The organism is Streptomyces sp. NPDC006516, from assembly GCF_040611875.1.
Classification (GTDB): Bacteria; Actinomycetota; Actinomycetes; order Streptomycetales; family Streptomycetaceae; genus Streptomyces.
Genome location: NZ_JBEXPD010000005.1, coordinates 240412 through 262786 on the forward strand (window position 1 = coordinate 240412; position 22375 = coordinate 262786).

General features: G+C 71.4%; 17 protein-coding genes. All 17 read right to left on the reverse strand.

The window, feature by feature from the left end:
* Positions 1–63 precede the first annotated feature (63 nt).
* Positions 64–1125, reverse strand: a complete 1062-nt coding sequence (locus ABZY45_RS17480; RefSeq protein WP_356740836.1) for a sugar phosphate isomerase/epimerase — start codon at positions 1123–1125, stop codon at positions 64–66.
* 40 nt (positions 1126–1165) lie between these two features.
* Positions 1166–2557 (reverse strand): nucleotide pyrophosphatase/phosphodiesterase family protein, encoded by a 1392-nt coding sequence (locus ABZY45_RS17485; protein WP_356740838.1) that lies wholly within the window; start codon positions 2555–2557, stop codon positions 1166–1168.
* Positions 2554–3729 (reverse strand): metabolite traffic protein EboE, encoded by a 1176-nt coding sequence (eboE, locus tag ABZY45_RS17490; RefSeq protein WP_356740840.1) that lies wholly within the window; start codon positions 3727–3729, stop codon positions 2554–2556. The genes ABZY45_RS17485 and eboE overlap by 4 nt, the downstream gene beginning before the upstream one ends.
* Positions 3730–3732: 3 nt before the next feature.
* Positions 3733–4581 carry a TatD family hydrolase gene (locus ABZY45_RS17495; protein WP_356740842.1) on the reverse strand — a complete coding sequence of 283 codons (849 nt, stop codon included), beginning with the start codon at positions 4579–4581 and terminating at the stop codon, positions 3733–3735.
* A complete protein-coding gene (locus ABZY45_RS17500; RefSeq protein WP_356740844.1) occupies positions 4581–5210 on the reverse strand; it encodes an EboA domain-containing protein in 630 nt (209 codons plus the stop codon). Before ABZY45_RS17500 ends, ABZY45_RS17495 begins: the two co-directional genes overlap by 1 nt.
* Complete coding sequence (locus tag ABZY45_RS17505) at positions 5204–6067, reverse strand: sugar phosphate isomerase/epimerase family protein (RefSeq protein ID WP_356740846.1); 864 nt, start codon at positions 6065–6067, stop codon at positions 5204–5206. Before ABZY45_RS17505 ends, ABZY45_RS17500 begins: the two co-directional genes overlap by 7 nt.
* Positions 6064–7278 (reverse strand): SCO3242 family prenyltransferase, encoded by a 1215-nt coding sequence (locus tag ABZY45_RS17510; protein ID WP_356740848.1) that lies wholly within the window; start codon positions 7276–7278, stop codon positions 6064–6066. Before ABZY45_RS17510 ends, ABZY45_RS17505 begins: the two co-directional genes overlap by 4 nt.
* A complete protein-coding gene (locus ABZY45_RS17515; protein ID WP_356740850.1) occupies positions 7275–8393 on the reverse strand; it encodes an inositol-3-phosphate synthase in 1119 nt (372 codons plus the stop codon). The genes ABZY45_RS17510 and ABZY45_RS17515 overlap by 4 nt, the downstream gene beginning before the upstream one ends.
* A gap of 95 nt (positions 8394–8488) precedes the next feature.
* Positions 8489–12196, reverse strand: coding sequence for a ThuA domain-containing protein (locus ABZY45_RS17520; RefSeq protein WP_356740851.1), 3708 nt, complete (start codon positions 12194–12196; stop codon positions 8489–8491).
* A 480-nt stretch (positions 12197–12676) separates the two neighbouring features.
* Positions 12677–13681: a sugar phosphate isomerase/epimerase family protein gene (locus ABZY45_RS17525; protein ID WP_356740852.1), complete on the reverse strand. Its 1005-nt coding sequence runs from the start codon at positions 13679–13681 to the stop codon at positions 12677–12679.
* A gap of 12 nt (positions 13682–13693) precedes the next feature.
* Positions 13694–14914 carry a Gfo/Idh/MocA family oxidoreductase gene (locus ABZY45_RS17530; RefSeq protein ID WP_356740854.1) on the reverse strand — a complete coding sequence of 407 codons (1221 nt, stop codon included), beginning with the start codon at positions 14912–14914 and terminating at the stop codon, positions 13694–13696.
* A gap of 47 nt (positions 14915–14961) precedes the next feature.
* Positions 14962–15999: a substrate-binding domain-containing protein gene (locus tag ABZY45_RS17535; protein WP_356740856.1), complete on the reverse strand. Its 1038-nt coding sequence runs from the start codon at positions 15997–15999 to the stop codon at positions 14962–14964.
* Positions 16000–16077: 78 nt separating this feature from the next.
* Positions 16078–17130, reverse strand: coding sequence for an ABC transporter permease (locus ABZY45_RS17540; RefSeq protein WP_356740857.1), 1053 nt, complete (start codon positions 17128–17130; stop codon positions 16078–16080).
* Positions 17127–18650, reverse strand: coding sequence for a sugar ABC transporter ATP-binding protein (locus ABZY45_RS17545; protein WP_356740858.1), 1524 nt, complete (start codon positions 18648–18650; stop codon positions 17127–17129). Before ABZY45_RS17545 ends, ABZY45_RS17540 begins: the two co-directional genes overlap by 4 nt.
* A gap of 331 nt (positions 18651–18981) precedes the next feature.
* The gene (locus tag ABZY45_RS17550) at positions 18982–20163 is read right to left on the reverse strand and encodes an ROK family transcriptional regulator (RefSeq protein WP_356740859.1); all 1182 of its coding nucleotides are present in this window, start codon (positions 20161–20163) and stop codon (positions 18982–18984) included.
* A gap of 267 nt (positions 20164–20430) precedes the next feature.
* Positions 20431–21108, reverse strand: a complete 678-nt coding sequence (locus tag ABZY45_RS17555; RefSeq protein ID WP_356740861.1) for a GntR family transcriptional regulator — start codon at positions 21106–21108, stop codon at positions 20431–20433.
* A gap of 174 nt (positions 21109–21282) precedes the next feature.
* Positions 21283–22233 carry a beta-ketoacyl-ACP synthase III gene (locus ABZY45_RS17560; protein WP_356740862.1) on the reverse strand — a complete coding sequence of 317 codons (951 nt, stop codon included), beginning with the start codon at positions 22231–22233 and terminating at the stop codon, positions 21283–21285.
* Positions 22234–22375: the final 142 nt, after the last annotated feature.

The following is a 22375-nucleotide window of genomic DNA, read 5'->3' on the forward strand; positions in this document are numbered from 1 at the left end:
CATCACACGCATGGGGCCCGGTTCCAGCTGGAACCGGGCCCCATGCGTGTGTGCCGTCAGGTGTCAGTCCCCGCAGCGGCCCGTGCGCAGCGAGTGCAGGTGCTCGCTGGACTTGCGGGCGAAGGCGAAGGACTCGACCGGGTTGTCGTGCTCGGTCTGCCAGTGGTGGTAGGTGCGGCCGTGGCGGGTGCGTGTGGTGACCCGGCTCAGGAAGTTCTTGTAGTCGATGTCCCCGTCGCCGACGTCCGTCATGCGGTAGCCGTCACGGGCGGTGTCGTCCTTGGTGCCGTCCTTGACGTGGAAGAGGGGGTAGCGCTCGGGCTGTTCGAGTACGTAGTCGATGGGGTTGAAGGGCGCCGGCGTGCCGTCGGCGCGCTTGCCGAAGCGGAACTGCGCGGCGAAGGCCCAGTAGATGTCCATCTCCAGGTAGACCAGGTCGGGGTCGGTCTCGGCGAGCAGGACGTCGTAGAGGCGGACGTCCGGCTTGTCGGTGGCGAAGCTGAACTCCTCCGCGTGGTTGTGCTGGTAGAACTTCATGCCGCGCCTGCGGGCTGCCGCGCCGTAGGTGTTGAAGTCGTCGGCGGCGCGCTTCCAGCCGTCCACCGTGGACCCGTAGCGGAAGGGCCCGGAGGCGGTGCCGATGTGCTTCAGGCCGAGGGCCTCGGCCTCGTCCAGGACCTTGGTGAGGTTCTGGGCGAAGGTGTAGGCGCCCGGGTTGTTGTCGTCGTAGTAGCCGACGTGGCTGCCGATGGGGTTCAGCCCGTGGTCCCGGGCCAGCTTCTTGAGCTGGGCGAGGGAGATGGCGCCCGCCGAGCCCTGGGTGTACCCGGCGAACTCGATCTCGTCGTAGCCGTACCTCTCCAGTTCGGCGAAGACGGGGGCGAAGCCGAGGGTGGAGACCTTGTCGCGCAGGCTGTACAGCTGGATCCCGAGGCGGCCCGGGGGCAGGACGGGGCGTCCCTTGCCCTTGCCCTTGCTCTGGAGGCCCTGGACGCCCTGAGGGCTCGACGCCTGGGCGGTGGCCCCGCCCAGCAGCGTGGCGGCCGTGGCTCCGGCGGCGACGCCCAGGACGTTGCGGCGGCTGAGTCTGCGCGCGAGCTCGGGGTCCTTCGGGGTGCGGCTCATGTTCACGAATCTCCCTGTCGTGTGCGGGCGGGGCGGATTGTCAGTGCAGTCCGGCAAGCTGGAGGAGCAGGGACTTCACTTGGGTGGCCTGGACTCGGCCGGTGAACGCGTGGGGGGTGGAGCAGAGGATGAGCGGACCTTCGTCGTCGCTCGTGGGGAGGCGGCCGTGGCTGCCGCGGACAGGTGAGGGGTCCAGGGGGACGACCGCCATGCGGTAGCGCATGCCGAGCTTCTTCCGGGCGACCGCCGAGGCGGCCTTGACCCGGACATAGGGGTCCTGGGGGTCCATGAAGAGCTCCACCGGGTCGTAGCCCGGTTTGCGATGGATCTCGACGAGCTGCGCGAAGTCGGGCGCGAGGGCGTCGTCGAGCCAGTAGTAGTACGTGAACCAGGCGTCCTTCTCGGCGACGGCGACGAGCTCGCCGGAGCGGGGGTGGTCCAGCTGGTGTGCCTTCTTGCCCTCGTCGTCGAGGAGTTCCGCGATGCCGGGGAGATCCGCGAGTGCCTCCCTGGTCGCTTCCAGGTCCTCCGGACGGCGTACGTAGACGTGGGCGAGCTGGTGGTCGGCGACGGCGAACGCGCGGGAAGTCATGGGGTCGAGGTACTCCATGCCGTCCTGCGTGTGGACCTCCAGCAGGCCGGCGCGGCGCAGGGCGCGGTTGATGTCGACGGGCCGGTCGACCCGGGTGATGCCGTACTCGGAGAGCGCGACGACGGTGCGGCCCTCCGCCCGGGCGTCGTCGAGCAGGGGGGCCACGGCCCGGTCGAGGTCGGCCGCGGCCTGGTGGGCGCGGGGATCGTCGGGGCCGTAGCGCTGGAGGTCGTAGTCGAGGTGCGGGAGGTAGCAGAGGGCCAGGTCGGGGGTGCGGGTGGCCAGGATGTGACGGGTGGCGTCGATGATCCATCGGGAGGAGACGAGGTCGGCGCCGGGCCCCCAGAAGTGGAAGAGGGGGAAGGTGCCCAGCTTCTCGGTGAGCTCGTCGTGCAGCGCGGGGGGCCGGGTGTAGCAGTCGGGTTCCTTGCGCCCGTCGGCGTAGTACACGGGGCGGGGGGTGACGGTCCAGTCGGTGTCGGCTCCCATCGCGTACCACCAGCAGATGTTGGCGACCGTGTAGCCGGGGTGGGCGCGCCGGGCGGCGTCCCAGAGCTTGTCGCCCTCGACGAGCCCGTTGTGCTGGCGCCACAGGAGTACGTCGCCGAGCTCACGGAAGTACCAGCCGTTGGCGACGATGCCGTGCTCCGCGGGGGTGGTGCCGGTGAGGAAGGTGGACTGGGCGGCGCAGGTGACGGCGGGCAGGACGGTGGAGAGCGGTGCCTTCGATCCGGCCATGGCCCGGAGGTTGGGCATGTGCTGGAGCAGTTGCGGGGTGAGGCCGACGACGTCGAGGACGAGGAGCGGGGTGGGGTGTGCGGCGGGTCCGGGAGCGGTCACGGGAGCTCCTTCAGTCCGAGGTCGACGAGGAGGTCGCGGGCGAGGGTGAGTTCGGCGGCGATGCCGTCGGCGAGCTGGGTCCGGGTGCGGGGCCGCAGTTCGGCGGGGAGCGCCTGCCAGGTGTACGTCTCGACCTCCAGGTGCCGGGTGACGGGCTCCGGTCCGCCGACGAGCCGGGTCAGCACGGACTGGAGGACGGGGAGCGTGGAGGTGAGCGGAGGCGCGGGCGGAGCGTGGAGGGGGACGTGGAAGTGGGATCGCCACGGGGTGCCGTCGGGGAGCGCCCCGCCGGTGACGGCCTCGTCGAGGTCGTCGGTCCCGCGCAGGCCCGAGGCGGTGAGCGTGCGTGTCTGGTGGAGGAAGCGGGGTTCGGCGAAGGCCCCCAGGGCGGCGCGCACCTCGGGCAGGTGCGGCTGTTCGGCGTGCAGGGCCGCGGAGAGCTGGGCCTTGGCGACGGGTACGCCTGCGGCGCCGAGGGCGTCCAGTGCGGTGTCCGGGTCCTCGAAGGAGGTGGCGAGGTGGCAGGTGTCGACACAGATGCCGATGCGGTCGTGACCGATCGCGGTGAGGGGGCCGATGGCGTCTGCGGTGGTCTCCACGGTGCAGCCGGGCTCGGGTTCGAGCCCGATCCTGATGGACTTTCCGGTCAGTTCCGCGAGGGCGTCGAGCCGCTGCGCGAGCACGGTGAGCGCCTTGTGCGCCGTGCCGGCGGCCGTGGGGTCGTCGTCGAACGGGGTGCGCCAGGCGATGGGCAGTGTGGAGATGGTGCCCTCGTCGACGTCGTCCGGGAGCAGGGCGGCGAGGAGCCGGGCGAGGTCGGTGGTGTGGGCGAGCCGCTCGGGGTCCGTCCAGTCCGGGGTGTAGACCCGGTATTTGACCTCCTGGGCCCCGAATCCCTCGTAGGGGAACCCGTTGAGGGTGACGACTTCGAGGCCGCGGTGATCGAGTTCCGCGCGCAGCGAGCGCAGCGCGGCGGGGTCGTTGATCAGGGCGCGGGCCGCGTCCTTGGCGAGCCAGAGGCCGATGCCGATGCGGTCCCGGCCGAGCCGCTTGCGGACGGGCTCGCAGTGGTCGCGCAGCTGGGCGCGGACTCCGTCGAGGTTCTCGGCAGGGTGCACGTTGGTGCAGTAGGCGAGGTGGACTGTGGAGCCGTCGGGGTGGCGGAAACGCATGGCTCACTCCCCGCCGCGGAGGATGGAGTTGCCCTCGTGGAGCGGTCCGGGGGCGGCGGTGTCGAGCTGGAGTCTTCCGCTCTGTCCGTAGAAGTCGGCGGGGTTGCGCCACAGAACCTTGTCGACGTCGTCCTCGTCGAATCCGGCCTTCAGCATGAAGTCGGCGACCTTGCGGGTCTTCAGCGGGTCGCTCTTTCCCCAGTCGGCGGCCGAGTTCACGAGGATCCTGTCGGTCCCGTAGGTCCGCAGGACCGTGATCATGCGGTCCTCGTCCATCTTGGTGTCCGGGTAGATGGAGAAGCCGGCCCAGCATCCGCTGTCGAGGGCGTCCCGCACGGTCGTCTCGTTGAGGTGGTCGAGCAGGACCAGCTCCGGGGACAGCTCCGATTCGCGGACGACGTCGATGGTGCGGTGGAGTCCGGCGAGCTTGTCACGGTGCGGGGTGTGGACGAGCGCGGGGAGGCCGTGGTCCGCTGCGAGCTGGAGCTGGGTGGCGAGCGCCGTGTCCTCGGCGGGGGTCATGGAGTCGTAACCGATCTCGCCCACGGCGACGACCGAGTCCTTGACGAGGTAGCGGGGCAGGGCGTCCAGGACAGGTGTGCAGCGCGGGTCGTTCGCCTCCTTGGGGTTGAGGGCGAGTGTGCAGTGGTGGGCGATGCCGTACTGGGAGGCGCGGAAGGGCTCCCAGCCGAGCAGGGCGTCGAAGTAGTCGAAGAAACTGGCGGGCGAGGTGCGGGGCTGGCCGAGCCAGAAGGAGGGTTCGACGAGGGCGCGCACCCCCGCGTCGTGCATCGCCTGGTAGTCGTCCGTGGTGCGGGAGGTCATGTGGATGTGGGGGTCGAAGATGCGCATCAGGACTCCTCCGTGGGGGCGGGGGCGGGCGCCGGGCCGGTGAGGTCGAGGACCGTCCGCAGCCCGGCGGGGACGGCACGTCCGGCCGCGGTGCGTTCGGTGGCGAAGTCACCGAGCATGCGCGCGAGTTCGGCGTCACCGCGGGCCCGCTCGCCGAGCCGGTCGAGGGCCTCGACGGGGACCTCGGTGAAGAGGCACTTGAGGACGGCGTGCCGCCAGCCGTGGGCGTCGAGGTGGTCGGCGCCGTACGGGCCGACGGCGGCGGCGACCAGCCGCGTGTCGTTGGTGCGCAGGGCGTCCTCGACGAGAGGGAGCGCGGTGGCACCGAGGTCCAGCAGGTGCAGGGTCAGGAGCACGGCGCGGCGTTCGGCGGCGGTCCCCTGCTCGTAGAGCCTGGTGACGGCGGGCAGACCGGCGCGCGCCTCGACGAGCAGCAGTGCGCGTACGGAGTCGGCGTTCTCGAGGCCGCAGTGCCGTCCCGCCGACGCGAACCGCAGCTCCCACGGAGGGTTGCCGCTGTCCTGGCCGGGGTGGTTCGCGGCGTGGGCGGCCTCGGCGAGGGCTTCGTCGAGCCAGGCCCGTTCGGCCCCTCCGAGACGGTCGTCGAGTTCCTTGCGGCTGATCAGCACGGTACGGCTCCGTCCGTCGTGCGGGTGGCCCGGCGCAGGAAGTCGATCGAGCTGCGGGCGAGTTCCGGACCCGCGTGGGAGTGCCGGGGCAGTTCGACGACGGTGAGGCCGGAGTAACCGGTGGCGGCGAGGGCTTCGAGCACCGGCGGGAAGTCGATCTCGCCGTCACCGAAGGGCAGGTGTTCGTGGACTCCTCGCCGCATGTCCTCGATCTGCACATGGCGCAGCCAGGGGGCCGCTTCCTTGACGCAGTCGGCGGGCGGTGCGGGCTCCAGGCACTGACAGTGGCCGATGTCGAGGGTGAGCCCGAGTGGTTCCGGGTCGCCGAGGAGGGTGCGCAGGTGATGGAAGCCGGCGAGCGTGCCGAGGAGGTGGCCGGGTTCCGGTTCGATGGCCAGGGGGACGCCCTCGCGGGCGGCGGCGTCCAGGACCGGGGCCAGGGCGCCCGTCAGCCGCTGCCACGCGGTGTCCGTGCCGGTGTCCGGCGGGGTGATGCCGCTGAAGCAGTGCACGGCGTGGGCGCCGAGGCCGGCGGCCACCTCGACGGCGCGCACGAGCAGTCCGGTGCGCGCGGCGCGTGCCTCGGGGTCCGGGTCGAGGAGGGAGGGACCGTGCTTGCGCCGTGGGTCGAGGACGTAACGCGCCCCGGTCTCGACGGTGACGCCGAGGCCGAGCGCGTTCAGCCGGCGTGCCACCCTTCGGGTGCGCTCGGTGAGGTCCGGGGCGAGCGGGTCGAGGTGCATGTGGTCGAGCGTGAGCCCGACCCCGTCGTAGCCGAGGTCGGCGAGGAGGCCGAGGGCATCGTCCAGCCTGAGGTCGGTGAGGCCGTTGGTGCCGTAGCCGAACCGGAGGGTCATGTGGGGCTCACCTTCCGTGCGAGCGCGCGGGCGAGGGGGACGAGCCCCATGACGGCGAGGCCGCCGAGCGGCGACCCGGCCCGCGCGGCCAGGGCGGCCTGCAGCGGGATCATGGCCCGGATCCCTCCGCCGACCGCGCGCTGGGTGAGGGGTGGGGAGGGATTGAGGGCGGCGTGGAGGAGGGGGACCCCGGAGGTGCGGAGGTAGGCACCGGTGAACGCGGTGAGCAGGAGCCGCTCGGTGGCGGGCGCGGGCGACGTGGTTCGGCCGGGCCACGTGACGGATGCGGGCCACATGACGGATGCGGGCCACATGACCGACGCGGGCGCCGCGGCGGATGTGGGTGATGGGGCCGACGCGGGCGCCGCGGCCGTCACTGGTCGTCCGCGCAGAACGGCGGCCCCCAGGGCGGCCGTTCCCGCGAGCGCGGCCAGCGGCACCTTCGTGGACCCGCCCCGCGCCTCGTGCCGGGAGACGGCGGTCACGGCGTAGGTGTGGGCCCCGAGGGCGAGGGCGGCAGGGAGCGCGGCACGTGACCCGAGCGCGGCACGGGCGGTGCGGGCCCCGCGTGCCTGGACGGCTGTGGCCACTCGCCCGCGCCCGGCAGCCGTGCGGGTGACCGGGGCGGCGGTCGTGGCCACAGCACCCAGGAGCAGGTCCAGGGCCCGGGCCGTCCCCATCGCCGCCGGTCCCAGCCGCGTGTGTTTCAGGTGCAGGTCGTAGGCCCAGACCGTGGCACCGAGGCCGGTCGCCACAGCCAGTGCGGGCCGGCCGGCCCGGGCCGCGAGGGTCAGGCCCGCCGCCGTCAGGGCGCCTGCCGCGGCCAGGGCCGCGCCCGGTGCGATGCGGCCCGAGGGGATGGGCCGGTGCGGCCGGTCGACTGCGTCCTCCTCGCGGTCGGCCCAGTCGTTCAGGGCCATGCCCGCTTCGTAGAGGCACAGTGACGCGCCGACCGCGAGCGCCGTGCCCCGGCCGGGGCGCAGGCCCACGGCGGCGGCACCGGCGAGCGCGTCGCCCGGCACACTGAACAACGCTGACACCCGGAGCAGTTCCGCCCAGGCCCGCAGCCGCGCGCGGGGGCGAGGCCTGTCCGGTGCGGGCGCAGTCCCGCCCGCACCGGACAGGCCGACCGAGGGGGCGGTGGCCGGGGGCCGCGTCGCGAGCAGCCGGGGGGAGCCGCTCACCACCGCGAGCAGCCGCAGCGGCCTCACTGGGCGGCCCGCAGGCGTCCGGCGAAGGCGAGCAGGGCCGCGTACTGGTCGGAGAGCGCGGACGGTCCGCCGTCCGGGTCCTTGAAGTAGAAGCCCAGTTCGGGCCTCGGGCCGCTGAGCCCCGTCTCGTGGGAGCGGGCCAGCAGCCGGGCCAGGTCCAGGACCAGGGGGGCGGCCAAGGCGGAGTCGCAGCCCTGCCAGATCGTCTGGAGGATCATCCGGGAACCTAGGAAGCCGTCGAAGGCGATGTGGTCCCACGCCGTCTTCCAGTCGCCCATCGCCGGGACGTCGTCGATGTGCACCTCGCCCTCCGGAGCGGCCCCGAGCGTGTCGGTGAGTACGCGTTCCTTGCCCGCGTTCTTGGCGGCTGCCGCCGCGGGGTCGGCCAGTGCGGCTCCGTCCCCTCCTCCCAGGAGGTTCGTGCCCGACCACGCCCGCACCGGAAGCGCACGCTGGACGAACATCGGTGCGAGTACGGACCGCAGCAGCGTCTGGCCCGTCTTGCCGTCCCGTCCGGCGTGGGGAAGTCCCGAGGAGTCGACGGCGTCCCGCAGCCGCGGGCTGCGCAGCCCGGTGGACGGGGTGAAGTTGACGTAGGGGCAGCCGGCGCGGAGCGCTGCCGCCGCGTAGAGGGAGCTGGCGGGCAGCCGCGGGTCGCCCTCGCCGGGGGCGGCCTCGGTCGAGGCGACGTTGATGACGACGGTGCGGGCGAGTTCGTTGCGCCGGGCGAAGTCGGTGAGATCAGCGGTGAAGGCGGCGATGAGCTCCTCGTCGGTGCGGGTGTCGCCGCGGAGCGGGCCGCCGGGCCGGATCTCCGCGTCGGCGGCGCCGAGCTCCGCCCGGACGGCCGACGGCAGCCCGTGCGGGAGCACTCCCCCGGCCGCGAGGGCCTCGGCCCGCTTGGGCAGAGGGCAGTCCAGGGTGTCGTGTCCCCCGAAGACGAGGGAGGTCAGTGGTGGCAGTGCGCTGTCGGTGAAGGGTGGTGTCTCGGTGACCATGCCGGTCGGGGGATGGAGCCCTGCCGCTATGGCCGCGCACCCCGCGGTGGCGGTGGTGGCGACGGAGCCGCGTGCTCCGATGAACCAGACTCCGGTACGAACGGCGTGTGCGGTCACGGGCTGCCTCCCTGGGGGGATGAAGAGGGGTGGTGGTCGGCGGGCGGGGAAGGCATGTGCGTTCCCCGCCCACCGCCGGCGCAGGAGGTACCGCCCTACGTCGAGGGCAGCTCCTTCAGCTGGATGTCCCGGAAGGACACCTGGTCGTCGGCTCCGTGGTTCTGGAGGCCGATGTAGCCGTTCTTCAGGCTTCTGGCCGGGTCGGTGTTGGTGAAGTCGTTGATCTTGACTCCGTTGAGGAAGACCTGGAGCCGCTCGCCCTGGACCTTGATCTCGTAGCTGTTCCACTGGCCGGGCGGCCGGAGGACCTGGTCACGGGCCTTGATGTTGGCGGACTTGAAGGTGTAGACGGCCCCGGTCGTGCGGTCGGCGGCGTCCGTGGCGTCGATCTGGACCTCGTAGCCGTTGTTCACGGCGGACCACGGGTCGTCCGACTCGGGGAAGCCCACGAAGACGCCGGAGTTGTCGTCGCCCGCCATCTTCCAGTCGAGCTTCAGCGAGTACGACTTCAGCTCCTTGGCCTGGTAGGTCAGCAGCCCCATGCCGCCCTGGGAGCGCAGCTCACCGTCGACGACCTCGAACGTGCCCGGGCCGGCCTGCTTCCAGCCTTCGAGCGTCTTGCCGTTGAAGATCGACCGGTAGCCGGTGTCCGGCTTGCAGTTGGCCTTCACCTGTCCGGCCGCGTAGCGCAGTCCGCCCAGCAGGTGCTGACGGAAGGCGGGTTCGGCGTAGGACTCCTTGGTGTGGCCGAGGCCGGTGTAGAAGGAGCGCCCGCCCTGGTACGCCTGGCACCAGGAGATCGGGTGGTCGCCCTTCATGTTGCCGCCGGTGTAGGTGGTCTCGTCCAGCGTGGCGAGGACCTGGGCCTTGTCCCGGGGGTTGGTGCGGTAGTTGTACCACTCGTCGGTACGGTCCCAGGCCTCGTCCAGGTGCGCGGTCGCCGGGTGGTCGTGGTTCTCCACGCGGACGGTGGCGGGCTGGATCTGCGGGTGCGAGTGGAAATAGGCCCCGACGAGTCCGCCGTAGAACTCCCAGTCGTACTCCGTGTCGGCCGCGGCGTGGACGCCCATGTAACCGCCGCCGGTGGAGACGAAGTTCTCGAACGCCTTCTTCTGGTCGGCGTTCAGGACGTCACCGGTCGTCGACAGGAAGACGACGGCGTCGTAGCGCGCCAGGTTGCTGGTCGTGAACTGGGCGGCCTCCTCCGTGGAGTCGACGGTGATGTTGGTGTCCTTGCCCAGTTCCTTGAGCGCGGCGATGCCGGCGGGGATCGAGTCGTGCCGGAAGCCACCCGTCTTGGAGAAGACCAGGACGCGCTTGGCGGTCCTGTCCACCGGGGAGTCGGAGAGCTCGAAGTCGTCCACGTCGTACAGCGCTCCCGCTCCGCCCTTGAAGACCAGGAAGAGTTCCGTGACCTTCTTCGGTGCGCCGCGCAGCGGCACGTCGATGTCCTGGAACGAGTCCCAGCTGCCGGTCACCGGGACCGGTGCCGAACCGAGGATCTTGCCGGTCGGTGAACCGGCCCGCACCTCCAGGAAGCCTCCCGCGCCCGCCGATGACGTCCGGGCGGTGAGCTTGGTGGCGCCGTCGAGGATGTACGGCTCGAAGGAGATCCAGTCGTTGTTGTCGATGTCCCCGACGGTCCTGCCGCCGTGGGCGCTCGTCTTGCTCGGCGTGGTGATGCCCGAGGAGGCGCTGAAGTGCTCGGCCTGCCGGTGGCGCGGCTGGAGCTGCGCCTGGTCACGGCCGGTCAGTGCGGCCTGGCCGCCGCCTCCGCCGTCGGTGTAGGAGGCCGAGATGCCGCCGTAGATGTTGGCGTTGGGGTCGTGGCCGCCCTCCATGGCCGTCTTGATGGTGCCTTCGCAGCCGTGCTCGGTGGTGATGTCGTGCCCGTGGCTGTCGTGGCCCAGGGTGAACTTGACCTCGACCTTGGTGCAGTCGATGGTGCCGTCCTCCGGGTCGGTCACGCTCACCTTGAACGGCACCTCGTCGCCGAACTCGAACAGCTGGCCGTCCAGCGGGGTCTGCAGGACGACGGTGGGCGCGGTGTTGCCGACAGTCACGTGCACGCTCGCCGAACCGGTGCGCCCCGAGGGGTCCTTGGCGGTGACCGTGGCGGTGTAGGTGCCGTTCTTCTTGTACGTGTGGGTCGGGTCGGCGGCCGTGGACGTGCCGCCGTCGCCGAAGTCCCAGGCGTACGTCAGGGCGTCGCCGTCACCGTCGGTGGTTCCGGCCGAGGAGAACTTCACCTTGAGCGGTGCGACGCCCGAGGTCTTGTTCGAGGACGCCTCCGCGATGGGTGAGCGTCCGCCGGTGGCGTTCTCGATGCGGTACAGCGCGGAGTGCTCGTCGCCGCCGAACCAGGAGAGGCCGTAGTCCAGGACGTACAGCGCGCCGTCGGGGCCGAAGGCCATGTCCATCACCTGCGTCCCGGTCCACGGGATGTCGTTGACGGACTGGACGCCGCCGTCGGCGTCCTGCTCGATGCGCTTGATCCACTGGCGGCCGAACTCTCCGGCGAAGAAGTCCCCGTCGTATTCCTCGGGGAACTTCACCGGCGAGTCGAGGTCCGCGTCGTAGCGGTACACGGGCCCGCCCATCGGGGACTCCGAACCGGTGCCGAACTCGGGCACGGACCCGCCGTCGTACGGGATCCAGGCGGCCTGCGCCGGGGGAAGGTCGACCAGGCCGGTGTTGTACCGCGACTCGTTCTTCGGCGCGGCGCAGTCGAAGGCGGGGCCGGAGGTGCCCGTCGCGAAGTCGTAGTCCCTGAAGGCGTCGTTGTCGCCGGTGCAGAACGGCCAGCCGAAGTTGCCGGGCTCGGTCACCCGGGCGAACTCGACCTGCCCGGCCGGCCCGCGGTTCGGGTCGGCGGCTCCCGCGTCGGGGCCGTAGTCACCGACGTACAGGATGCCCGTGGCCTTGTCCACGCTGAAGCGGAAGGGGTTGCGGAAGCCCATCGCGTAGATCTCGGGGCGCGTCTTGTCCGTACCCGGGGCGAAGAGGTTGCCCTCGGGGACGGTGTACGACCCGTCGTCGGCGACCTTGATGCGCAGGATCTTGCCCCGGAGGTCGTTGGTGTTGCCCGAGGTGCGGCGGGCGTCGAACGCGGGGTTGCGGCCTTCGCGGTCGTCCAGCGGTGAGAAGCCGTCGGAGGAGAAGGGGTTGGAGTCGTCGCCGGTCGAGAGGTAGAGGTTGCCCTGCGCGTCGAAGTCGATGTCACCGCCGACGTGGCAGCACATGCCACGGGTGGCCGGGATGTCGAGGACCTTCTTCTCGCTGGCGTTGTCGAGGGTGCCGTCCTCGTTGAGGACGAAGCGCGAGAGCCGGTTGACGCCGTCGAACTTGGCGAAGTCGGCCGCGGTGCCGTTCTCCGGGGCGTCGCCGGCGGGGGTGTCCAGCGGGGGCGCGTAGTAGAGGTAGATGGCGCGGTTCTCGGCGAAGTCGGGGTCGACGCCGATGCCCTGGAGCCCTTCCTCGTCGTGCGAGTAGACCGGGATGGTGCCGGAGATCCGGGTGTTGCCCGCGCTGTCCGTGATCCGCAGCTCGCCGCCGCGGGAGGTGTGCAGCACGCTGCGGTCGGGGAGCACCGCCAGCGAGATGGGTTCGCCGGTCTCGGCCGCGCCCTTGGCGAGCGTGACCTGCTGGAAGTCCTCCGCCGCGTCCTGCGCGGCCGTCGCCTGTGCGGCATCCGCGGTGGCGGCGGGCGAGGAGCCCAGGGTGAGTGTCGCGGCGGCGAGGAGTCCGCCGGTGAAGAGGGCGAGGGATTTTCGGGCGCGGAGCCGTCTGCTGTTTCTGTGCACGTGCGTCCTCCGGAGTGTGCCGGTTGTTCGGGCGGGTGCGTTCTGCCGTTCCGCGCGGGGACTGCCGCGCTCGACTCCGGGGCTGTCGGGGCCCCGGTGACGCGAGTCATGTCGTGTACACGTTGGGGACGGTAGCCGTGTTCGTCCCTGGCGGAAAGCCCTTGCGCAGGAGCCGAGTTGAACTTTTACCCGCATCAGGACAAAGGAGGTTCGGGGCAGGCCGAACCGACCCCTGGCCCTTGCGGGCGGGGTCCACCGCCGCCCCGGCCGCCGAGCGGCCTGTCCCGGCGGAAGCGTGGGCAGGACCGGGCCCGGCAGGTCCGGGCCCGGCCATCGGGACACGGCTTCGGGGCGGCGCGGGCTCGGGGCTGGGGCAGGAGTCCGAGGAGAAGGGCCGGGCAGGCGGCGCGGGCCGAAGAGGGCTTCGACGCCGCGCACGGGCCCGGATTCAGGCGCGGCGCGCCCGGAGGACCCGGTCCTCTACTCCCCGCCGCCGAACGCCGCGTCGAACGACGCGCTCGGCGGGTCGAAATCGAAGCGCTTCAGCGACGCCAGCGCCTCCGGCGCCCCCGTCAGCCGGTCCATGCCGGCGTCCTCCCACTCCACGGAGACCGGGCCCTGGTAGCCGATGGACCGCAGCATCCGGAACACGTCCTCCCAGGGCACGTCACCGTGCCCGGCCGAGACGAAGTCCCATCCGCGCCGGGGGTCTCCCCAGGGCAGGTGGGAGCCGAGGCGGCCGTTGCGGCCGTCGAGGCGTTTGCGGGCCTCCTTGCAGTCCACGTGGTAGATCCGGTCGCGGAAGTCGTAGAGGAAGCCCACCGGGTCGAGGTCCTGCCACACGAAGTGGCTCGGGTCGAAGTTCAGCCCGAAGGCCGGTCGGTGGTCCACCGCTTCCAGGGCGCGGTGCGTGGTCCAGTAGTCGTACGCGATCTCGCTCGGGTGCACCTCGTGGGCGAAGCGCACCCCCTCGGCGTCGAAGACGTCCAGGATCGGGTTCCACCGCTCCGCGAAGTCCTCGTAGCCGCGTTCGATCATGTGCGGTGGCACCGGGGGGAACATGGCGACCAGGTGCCAGATGGAGGAACCGGTGAAGCCGATCACCGTCTCGACGCCGAATGCGGCAGCCGCGCGCGCGGTGTTCTTGATCTCCTCGGCGGCTCGCCGGCGCACGCCCTCGGCGTCCCCGTCCCCCCAGATGCGGCCGGGCAGGATTCCCTGATGGCGCTCGTCGATCGGGCTGTCACAGACCGCCTGGCCGACCAGATGGTTGGAGATCGCCCAGCAGGTGAGGCCGTACTTGTCGAGCAGCTCCCGCCGCCCGTCGAGGTAACCGGGGTCCGACAAGGCCTTGTCGACCTCGAAGTGATCTCCCCAGCAGGCGAGTTCGAGTCCGTCGTAACCGAAGTCCCGGGCGAGCCGGCAGACCTCCTCCAAGGGGAGGTCGGCCCACTGACCGGTGAAGAGGGTGAAGGGACGGGGCATGTGGACGACCTCCTAGAAGGGGACCGGGGTGTACGTGGAGTTCTTGGCGGCGCTCTCCTCGACGGCGGCGAGCACCCGCTGGACCTGGAGCCCGTCGGCGAACGACGGTACGGCGGCGCGCCCTTCGGTGATCGCGCGCACCACGTCACGTGCCTGGTGGACGAAGGTGTGCTCGTATCCCAGTCCGTGGCCCGGCGGCCACCACGCCTCCAGGTAGGGGTGCTCGGGCTCCGTGACCAGGATCCGGCGGAAGCCCGCGGACACGGCGGGCTCGGTGTGGTCGTGGAAGGAGAGCTCGTTGAGCCGTTCCAGGTCGAAGGCGATCGACCCCAGCTCGCCGTTGATCTCCAGGCGCAGGGCGTTCTTGCGGCCCGCCGCCATCCGGGTCGCCTCGAAGGAGGCGAGGGCGCCGGATGCCAAGCGCCCGGTGAACAGCGCGGCGTCGTCGACGGTGACCGCCCCCCGTGCGGTCCCGTCCGGCGCGCCCGAGAGCCCGGCGGCCGGACCGGCGAGCACGGGCCGCTCGCGCACGAAGGTCTCGCTGATCGCCGAGACCCCGGCCAGCGGCTCCCCCGCCAGGTACTGGGCGAGGTCCACGATGTGCGCCCCGAGGTCCCCCAGCGCGCCGGAGCCGGCGTGTTCGCGTTCGAGTCGCCAGGTCAGCGGCGATTCGGGGTCGACCAGCCAGTCCTGGAGGTAGGTGGCCCGCACGTGCCGGAGGGTGCCCAGCCGGCCCTCCTCGATCAGCGCGCGGGCGTAGGTGAGGGCGGGCACCTTGCGGTAGTTGAATCCCACGATCGCGACCTGGCCCCGGGCCGCGGCCCGCTCCGCGGCCTCCGCCATGGCCTCCGCCTCCGCGACCGTGTTGGCGAGCGGCTTCTCGCACAGCACGTGCTTGCCCGCCTCCAGTGCCGCGATGGCGATCTCCGCATGGCTGTCGCCCGGTGTGCAGATGTCGACCAGCTGCACGTCGTCGCGGGCGATCAGGGCGCGCCAGTCCGTCTCCGCCGCAGCCCAGCCGTGCCGGGCGGCGGCGGCCTCGACGGCCGTACGGTCGCGTCCGCAGATCGCGGCGAGAACGGGTCTCACCGGCAGGTCGAACACGTGGCCCGCGGTGCGCCACCCCTGCGAGTGGGCGGCGCCCATGAAGGCGTATCCGACCATGCCGACGCCGAGCGTCGCCGTCGGTGGCGGTGCTTCGGTCTCCTGCGCCGTCTCTTCCCTACGGGCCATGCGGGCTTCCTCCTCGTCGGTGGTTCGGTGGCGGCGGCGGTGCGGGCTCAGCTGAAGCCGGTCGGCAGGTACTGGTCGATGTTCTCCTTGGTGACCACGGCCGAGTACAGGGTCAGCGAGGTCGGGATCTCCATCTCGGAGAGGCCCGCGACGCCCTTGTTCTGGCCGAGCGCGCGCGCCAGGTCGATGGCGGACGCCGCCATCGTGGGCGGGTAGAGCACGGTGGCCTTCAGCACGCTGTTGTCTGCCTTGATGGCGTCCATGGCGGACTTCGCGCCGGCGCCGCCGACCATGATGAACTCGTCGCGGCCGGCCTGCTGGATGGCCCGCAGCGCGCCCACACCCTGGTCGTCGTCGTGGTTCCACAGCGCGTCGAATTGCTTCTGCGCCTGGAGGAGCTGCGCCATCTTGGCCTGGCCCGACTCCACGGTGAAGTCTGCGGCCTGACGGGCGACCAGCTTGATGTTGGAGTAGTTCTTCAGCGCGTCTGCGAAGCCCTGGCTGCGCTGCTTGGTGAGTTCCAGGTTGTCGATGCCCGCCAGCTCGACGACCTTCGCGCTCGCCTTGTCCTTGAGCTGCTCGCCGATGTAGTGCCCGGCGTTGAGGCCCATGCCGTAGTTGTCCCCGCCGACCCAGCAGCGGTAGGCCTGCGGTGAGGCGAAGATGCGGTCCAGGTTGACGACGGGGATGCCGGCCTTCATGGCTTCCAGGCCGACCTGGGTGAGCGCCTTGCCGTCCGCGGGGAGGATGACGAGGACGTCGACCTTCTTGTTGATCAGGGTCTTGACCTGGCCGATCTGAGCGGCCGTGTCGTTGGAGCCCTCGGTGATCTCCAGGGTCACCTCGGAGTACTTCTCGGCCCGCGACTTGGCTTGCACGTTGATGGCGTTGAGCCATCCGTGGTCGGCCTGGGGTCCGGCGAAGCCGATGGTGACGGGTGTGCCCGGCTTGTCGTCGGCTGCGGGCTGGTTGCTCTGGGCGACCGCCTTTTCCTTGGGCTCGTTGCTTGTGCAGGCGGTGAGGAAGGCTCCCGCGGAGACGGCCGCGGTGCCGAAGAGCAGTCCTCTGCGGCTGGTTTCTGGCATGGCTGTCAAACCCTTCATCCGGTGCGGTGCGTACGGAACAGCGGGTGGGTGATCAGTGCTCTGTCACGGAAGCGGTGCTCAGGTCTCGCCGCCCCGCAGTGTGCGGCGCTGGACGAGGACGGCGGCCACGATGATGGCGCCCTTGGCGATCTGCTGGACATCGCTCTGCAGGTTGTTCAGAGCGAAGATGTTGGTGATCGTCGTGAAGACGAGCACGCCGAGCACGGAACCGACGATCGTTCCCCGGCCGCCGCTCAGGAGGGTGCCGCCGATGATCGCCGCGGCGATGGCGTCGAGTTCGTACAGGTTGCCGTTGGTGTTCTGGCCCGATCCGGACAGGATGACGAGCATGAAGGCGGCGATGCCGCAGCACAGGCCCGACAGGAGGTAGAGGTAGAGCCGCTGGCGGCGGACGTCGATCCCGGCGAGCCTGGCCGCCTCCGCGTTGCCGCCGATGGCGACCGTACGGCGCCCGAAGGTCGTCCGGTTCAGGATCAGCCAGCCCGCCACGGTGACCGCGGCGAAGACCAGCACCAGCGGCGGGATGCCCAGCACGTAGCTGTCGGGCAGTCCGAGGTCCAGGACGGACTGCACGGTCACGATCTGTGTCTTGCCGTCGGTGATCTGCAGGGCGAGACCACGGGCCGAGGCGAGCATGGCCAGGGTGGCGATGAACGGGACCATGCGCCCGTAGGCGATGAGGACCCCGTTGACGAGCCCGGCGCCCAGACCGACGATCACGGCGGTGAAGAGGATGCCCGCGAAGCCGAAGTCCTGGGTGGCGAGGGTCGTCGCCCAGACCGACGCGAGCGCGACCATCGCGCCGACCGACAGGTCGATGCCGCCTCCGATGATGACCAGGGTCATGCCGACGGTGACGACCCCGATGACGGAGGACTGCGTCAGGATCAGCTGGAGGTTCCCGGTGTCCAGGAACGCGTCGGGTTCGGTGAGGCCGCCGACTGCCACCAGCACGGCGAGGACACCGAGGAGGGACAGGTTGCGGACGTCGGCGCGCAGGCCGAGCGCACGCAGGCCGCCCCCCTGCTTCGAGGGCGGCGCGGCGGCGGGGCCGGGCACGGTCCCCTTCTGCGGCCCGTGGTGCTGCGCCGACGGTGCGGGCTGTGTCATGACGCCGGGCTCCCTTCCATGACGAGGTCGAGGACACGGTGCTCGTCGAGCTCCCTGGCGTCGGCCGTGTGCACGACACGGCCTTCACGGAGCACCAGCACCCGGTCGGCGAGGCCCAGCACTTCGGGCACTTCGCTGGAGACGAGCAGGACGGCGAGGCCTTCGTCGGCCAGCCGGCGGATCACGGCGTAGAGCTCGGCGCGGGCGCCGACGTCGACACCGCGGGTGGGTTCGTCGAGCAGCAGCACCCGGCAGCCGCGCAGCAGCCAGCGGGCCAGGACCGCCTTCTGCTGGTTGCCCCCCGAGAGGGTGCGGACGGCGGCGTCCGGGTTGTCGGGCCGCAGGGACAGTTCGCGGGTGGCCGCCCTGGCCGCCTTGCGTTCGGCACCCCGGTCGAGCCACCCCGCGCGGGCGAAGCGGGACAGGGAGGAGACCGAGACGTTACGGGTGACGGATTCCGTCAGCAGGAGTGCCTGCGCCTTGCGCTCCTCGGGTGCCAGGCCGATTCCGGCGGCCACGGCGGCCCGGACGCTGCCGGGGCGCAGCGGCGCGCCTGCGACGAGGACCCGCCCGGCGGTCGCCTTGCGGGCACCGAAGACGGTCTCCAGGATCTCGGACCGCCCGGAGCCGACGAGTCCTGCCAGACCGACGATCTCGCCCGGCCGCAGCTCCAGGTCCACGGGCTCGAACTCGCCCTCACGGCACAGCCCTTCGACCACGAGCACGGGGTCGGCCGCGTCCCTGGCGCCGGGCGCGGGCCGTTCGGGGAAGACGTACTCGACGTTGCGTCCGGTCATCAGCGCGACGACGTCGCGGGTGGGGGTGGACTTGGCGGGGAGCCCGACGGCGACGGCACGCCCGTCCTTGAGGACGGTGACCCGGTCGCCGATGCGGCGGATCTCCTCCAGCCGGTGCGAGATGTAGACGACTGCCACGCCGTCGGCGGTGAGACCGTCGACGATGCGGAAGAGGTTGTCCACCTCGTCCGGGTCCAGAGCCGCGGACGGCTCGTCCATCACGATGAGCCGTACGTCGTGGGAGAGCGCGCGGGCCATGGACACGATCTGCTGATGCGCGGCGGAGAGGTCGCCGACCGCGCGGGCCGGGTCGATCTCCGGGTGCCCGAGGCGCTCCAGGAGCGCGGCCGCCCCGGCGCGCGCCTCACGGGTCCGGACGACGAAGCCCGCACTGGTGGGTTCGTGGCCCAGGAAGATGTTCTCGGCGACCGACAGGCCTTCCACCAGGTCGAGTTCCTGGTAGATGGTGGCGATACCCAGTCGCATGGCGGTGATCGGCGAGGAGAGCTGGACGGGCTCACCCTGCCAGGTGATGGCCCCGTCGTCGGGCTGGTGCGCTCCGGCCAGCACCTTGATCAGGGTGGACTTGCCGGCGCCGTTCTGGCCGAGGAGGCAGTGGACTTCGCCGGCCTGCACCTCCAGGTCCACGCCGTCGAGGGCGCGTACTCCGGGGAAGGACTTGGTGATGCCGGACATGGTGAGCAGGGGCGGTTCTGGTGCCATGACGAATCCCCTCGGCGAGTGGGGTCTCCCGTGCTCGGGCGATGCCGGGAGCGTGGGAAAGCCGGTGAGCGGGCAGGGGGCAGTGCCGGCGGTGCCGTACTGCTGACGGAGCTGCTGGGTGGTACTGCTGTGCTCTTGCGGGCGGTCCTGCCGTACTGCGGGGTCCGCGCCGTGATCGCGGTGCGGTCCTGCCGTACTGCTGGTCCGCGCCGTGGTCGCGGTGCGGTCGCGCTGTGCTGTCGCGGGGCGGTCCTGCGGGGCGGGTCTCGGTAAAGGTGTTTCTACGGTGGTGGCTGCGGAACACTCGCCGGACGGCGCACCGGCCCGTACATCAGGCCGGCGAGAAGAGGTGGTCGCTGATGAGCCTGGCCGCGCCGGTCACCCCGGCGACAGGCCCCAGCTCACCGAGGACGATGGGGAGGTTGCCCGTGGCCAGCGGCAGGGACTGCCGGTAGACCTGGGTGCGGACGCTGGCCAGCAGGTTGTGGCCGAGCCCGGTCACGCCGCCGCCGATCACGACGAGTCCGGGGTTGAAGAAACTGACGAGTCCGGCGATGACCTGGCCGACCCTGTTTCCGCCTTCGCGGATCAGGTCCAGCGCGGTGGGATCACCGGCCGCCGCCGCGGCGGCCACATCGACGGCGGTGAGCTTCCCGGTCGTGTCCAGCCGGGCCGCCAGCTCCGCCGAACGGCCGGCGCGGGCCGCGTCCTCGGCGTCACGGGCCAGGGCCGCCCCGCTGAAGTGTGCTTCCAGGCAGCCCTTGTTGCCGCAGGCGCAGGCGCGGCCGTCCGGCTCCACCTGGATGTGGCCGATGTCCCCGGCGCTGCCCGTCGTGCCGCGGTAGACCTCACCGCCGACGACGATGCCGCAGCCGATACCCGTACCGATCTTCACGCAGAGGAAGTCGCCCACGGAGCGGGCGACGCCCGCGTGCTGCTCCCCCAGCGCCATCAGGTTCACGTCGTTGTCCACCATGACGGGGCAGCCCAGTTCCTGGCTGAGTGCCTCGCGGACGGGGAAGCCGTCCCAGCCCGGCATGATCGGCGGTGCGACCGGCACGCCTTCGGGGAAGCGGACGGGCCCCGGTACGCCGATGCCGGCGCCGTCGAAGCCCTCGGCGAGCCCCGAGGCGCGCAGCTTGGCCGCCATCGCCAGCACCTGCTCGAAGACGGCGACGGGGCCTTCCCGTACGTCCATGGGGTGATTGAGGTGGCCGAGGACCTCCAACTCGGCGTTGGTCACCGCGACATCGATGGAGGTGGCGCCGATGTCCACGCCCAGGAAGCGGAGTTCGGGAGCGAGCCGGATGTTGTGCGAGCGGCGTCCGCCTCGCGAGGCGGCGAGTCCGTCGGCCACGACGAGCCCGGTCTCCAGGAGCCGGTCCACCTCGACGGCGAGCTTGGAACGCGAGAGCTCGACCTGATCACCCAGCTGTGCGCGGGAGTTGGGACCGCCGTCACGCAGCAGCCGCAGCAGTCGCGCCTGGTGCGTGTTCGCGGGTCGTGCCGTCATGCGTCTCACGCGTCCCTCCCCGCCACATCGGCCAGTCCGTCGGGCTTTGGAGGGGAACGTAGCAGCGGTTTACCGGAGTGGGAAGAAGTTGCGCAGGAATCCGATCCAACTTTCTCCACACTCAGGACAAAGATGGGCCCCGTGGGCCCCCACGGACTAAGCCGTTGATCCCTCGCAGGGCTCGCGCAGGGCCGCTCCTCGCCTGCCCGGAACCGCCGGGGCACGAAAAAGGCCGGGGTGGTCGGCCCCGGCCTCTCCGGTACGCGATCAGCCCTCTTCGCGCTGGTGGTACGTCTGGCGCGTGTGCTCGGTGTGCGCGCGCATGATCTCCGTCGCCCGCTGCTCGTCCCGCGCGGCGATGGCCGCGATCAGCGCGCGGTGCTCGATCCAGGACTGGGTGCCGCGCTGCCGTGCCACCGGCGTGTAGTACCAGCGGACCCTGCGGTCCACCTGCCCGGCGAGCTCGGACAGGACGACATTGCCCGCCAGTTCCATCACCTTGGCGTGGAACGCGGCGTTCGTGGCGACGGCGAGGTCCACGTCATCGGCGGCGACGGCCCGCTCCCCCTGGGAGCAGAGCTCCTCCAGCGCCTCGATGCCCGGCCGCCCGGAGTGGGCCGCGGCGAGCCGGGCGGCCTCGGCCTCCAGAAGGGTGCGTACCGACAGCAGCTGGTCCGCCTCCTCCTCCGTCGGTTCGTGGACGAACGCTCCCTGCGCGGGGCGCAGGTCGACCCAGCCCTCGGTGTTCAGCCGCTGGAGCGCCTCACGGACCGGCTGCCGCGAAACCCCCAGGTGACCCGCGAGTTCGCTTTCGACGAGGTGCTGACCGGGGCTGAGCGCGCGTGTGGTGATCAGCTCGAGCAACGCCTCGTACACACGCTCGCGCAACGGTCCCGGCCGCTCCAGTTTCGGCACCGTTCCTTGCGGCAGTCCTGCGGACAACATCGCGGTCCCCCTCCTTGGCGCCCGGGCAATTGCTTATCGTCTACAGTCTACCGAGCACAATGCCACCACGGGGCTCTTCGGGCACAGCGGATCAGCTTGCCCGCCCGGTCCGGTACGGCCGGCGGGGCCGTCGCCGCGCCTTGGGAGGCGGCGCGATTCCACTTCGCCTGCCTCTCACGGGCAGCGGATCACCTGGCCCGCGTACGAGAGATTCCCCCCGAAGCCGAAGAGCAGGGCCGGCGCTCCGCTCTCGACCTCCCCCCGCTCCACCAGCTTGGACAGGGCCATCGGGATCGACGCGGCGGAGGTGTTGCCGGAATCCACGACGTCCCGGGCGATGACCGCGTTGACCGCCCCGATCTTCCGGGCCACGGGTTCGATGATCCGCAGGTTGGCCTGGTGCAGCACCACGGCCGCGAGGTCCTCCGGAGTGACACCGGCCCTTTCACAGACCTTGCGTGCGATCGGCGGCAGCTGCGTGGTGGCCCAGCGGTAGACCGACTGGCCTTCCTGCGCGAAGCGCGGGGGCGTGCCCTCGATGCGCACGGCGTTGCCCATCCCGGGCACCGACCCCCACAGCACGGGGCCGATGCCGGGGGCACCACCGCCGTCCGGTTCGGCGGTGACGACGGCGGCACCCGCCCCGTCGCCCATGAGGACGCAGGTGGAGCGGTCGGTCCAGTCGACGATGTCGCCCATCTTGTCGGCACCGATGACGAGGGCGCGGGCGGCGGCCCCGGCCCTGATCGCGTGGTCGGCGGTCGCCAGCGCGTGGGTGAAGCCGGAGCAGACCACGTTGATGTCCATCACCGCGGGCGAGCCCATCCCCAGCCGGGCGGCGACCCGGGCGGACATGCTCGGCGAGCGGTCGATCGCCGTGGAGGTGGCGACGAGCACCAGGTCGATGTCGGCGGGCTGGAGGCCCGCCGTCGCCAGCGCCTTGGCCGCGGCGTGCGCGGCGAGCTCGTCCACGGGTTCGTCAGGGCCGCCCACGTGCCGGGTCCTGATGCCGACCCGACTGGTGATCCACTCGTCGCTGGTGTCGACCATGGCCGCCAGGTCGTCGTTGGTGAGGACCTTGGCAGGCTGGTAGTGGCCGAGCGCCACGACTCGTGAGCCGGTCATGTACGGGTTCCCCTCGCTACGTTTGGCAGGAACTCACCAGTCTTGGTTGCTACCGATCGGTACAAGGGCACGTAACCCCACAGGAATCCGGCCCCGAGCTTGGAGCGTCTCGAACAGCTCCCGGGGAACTCACGCGGACACT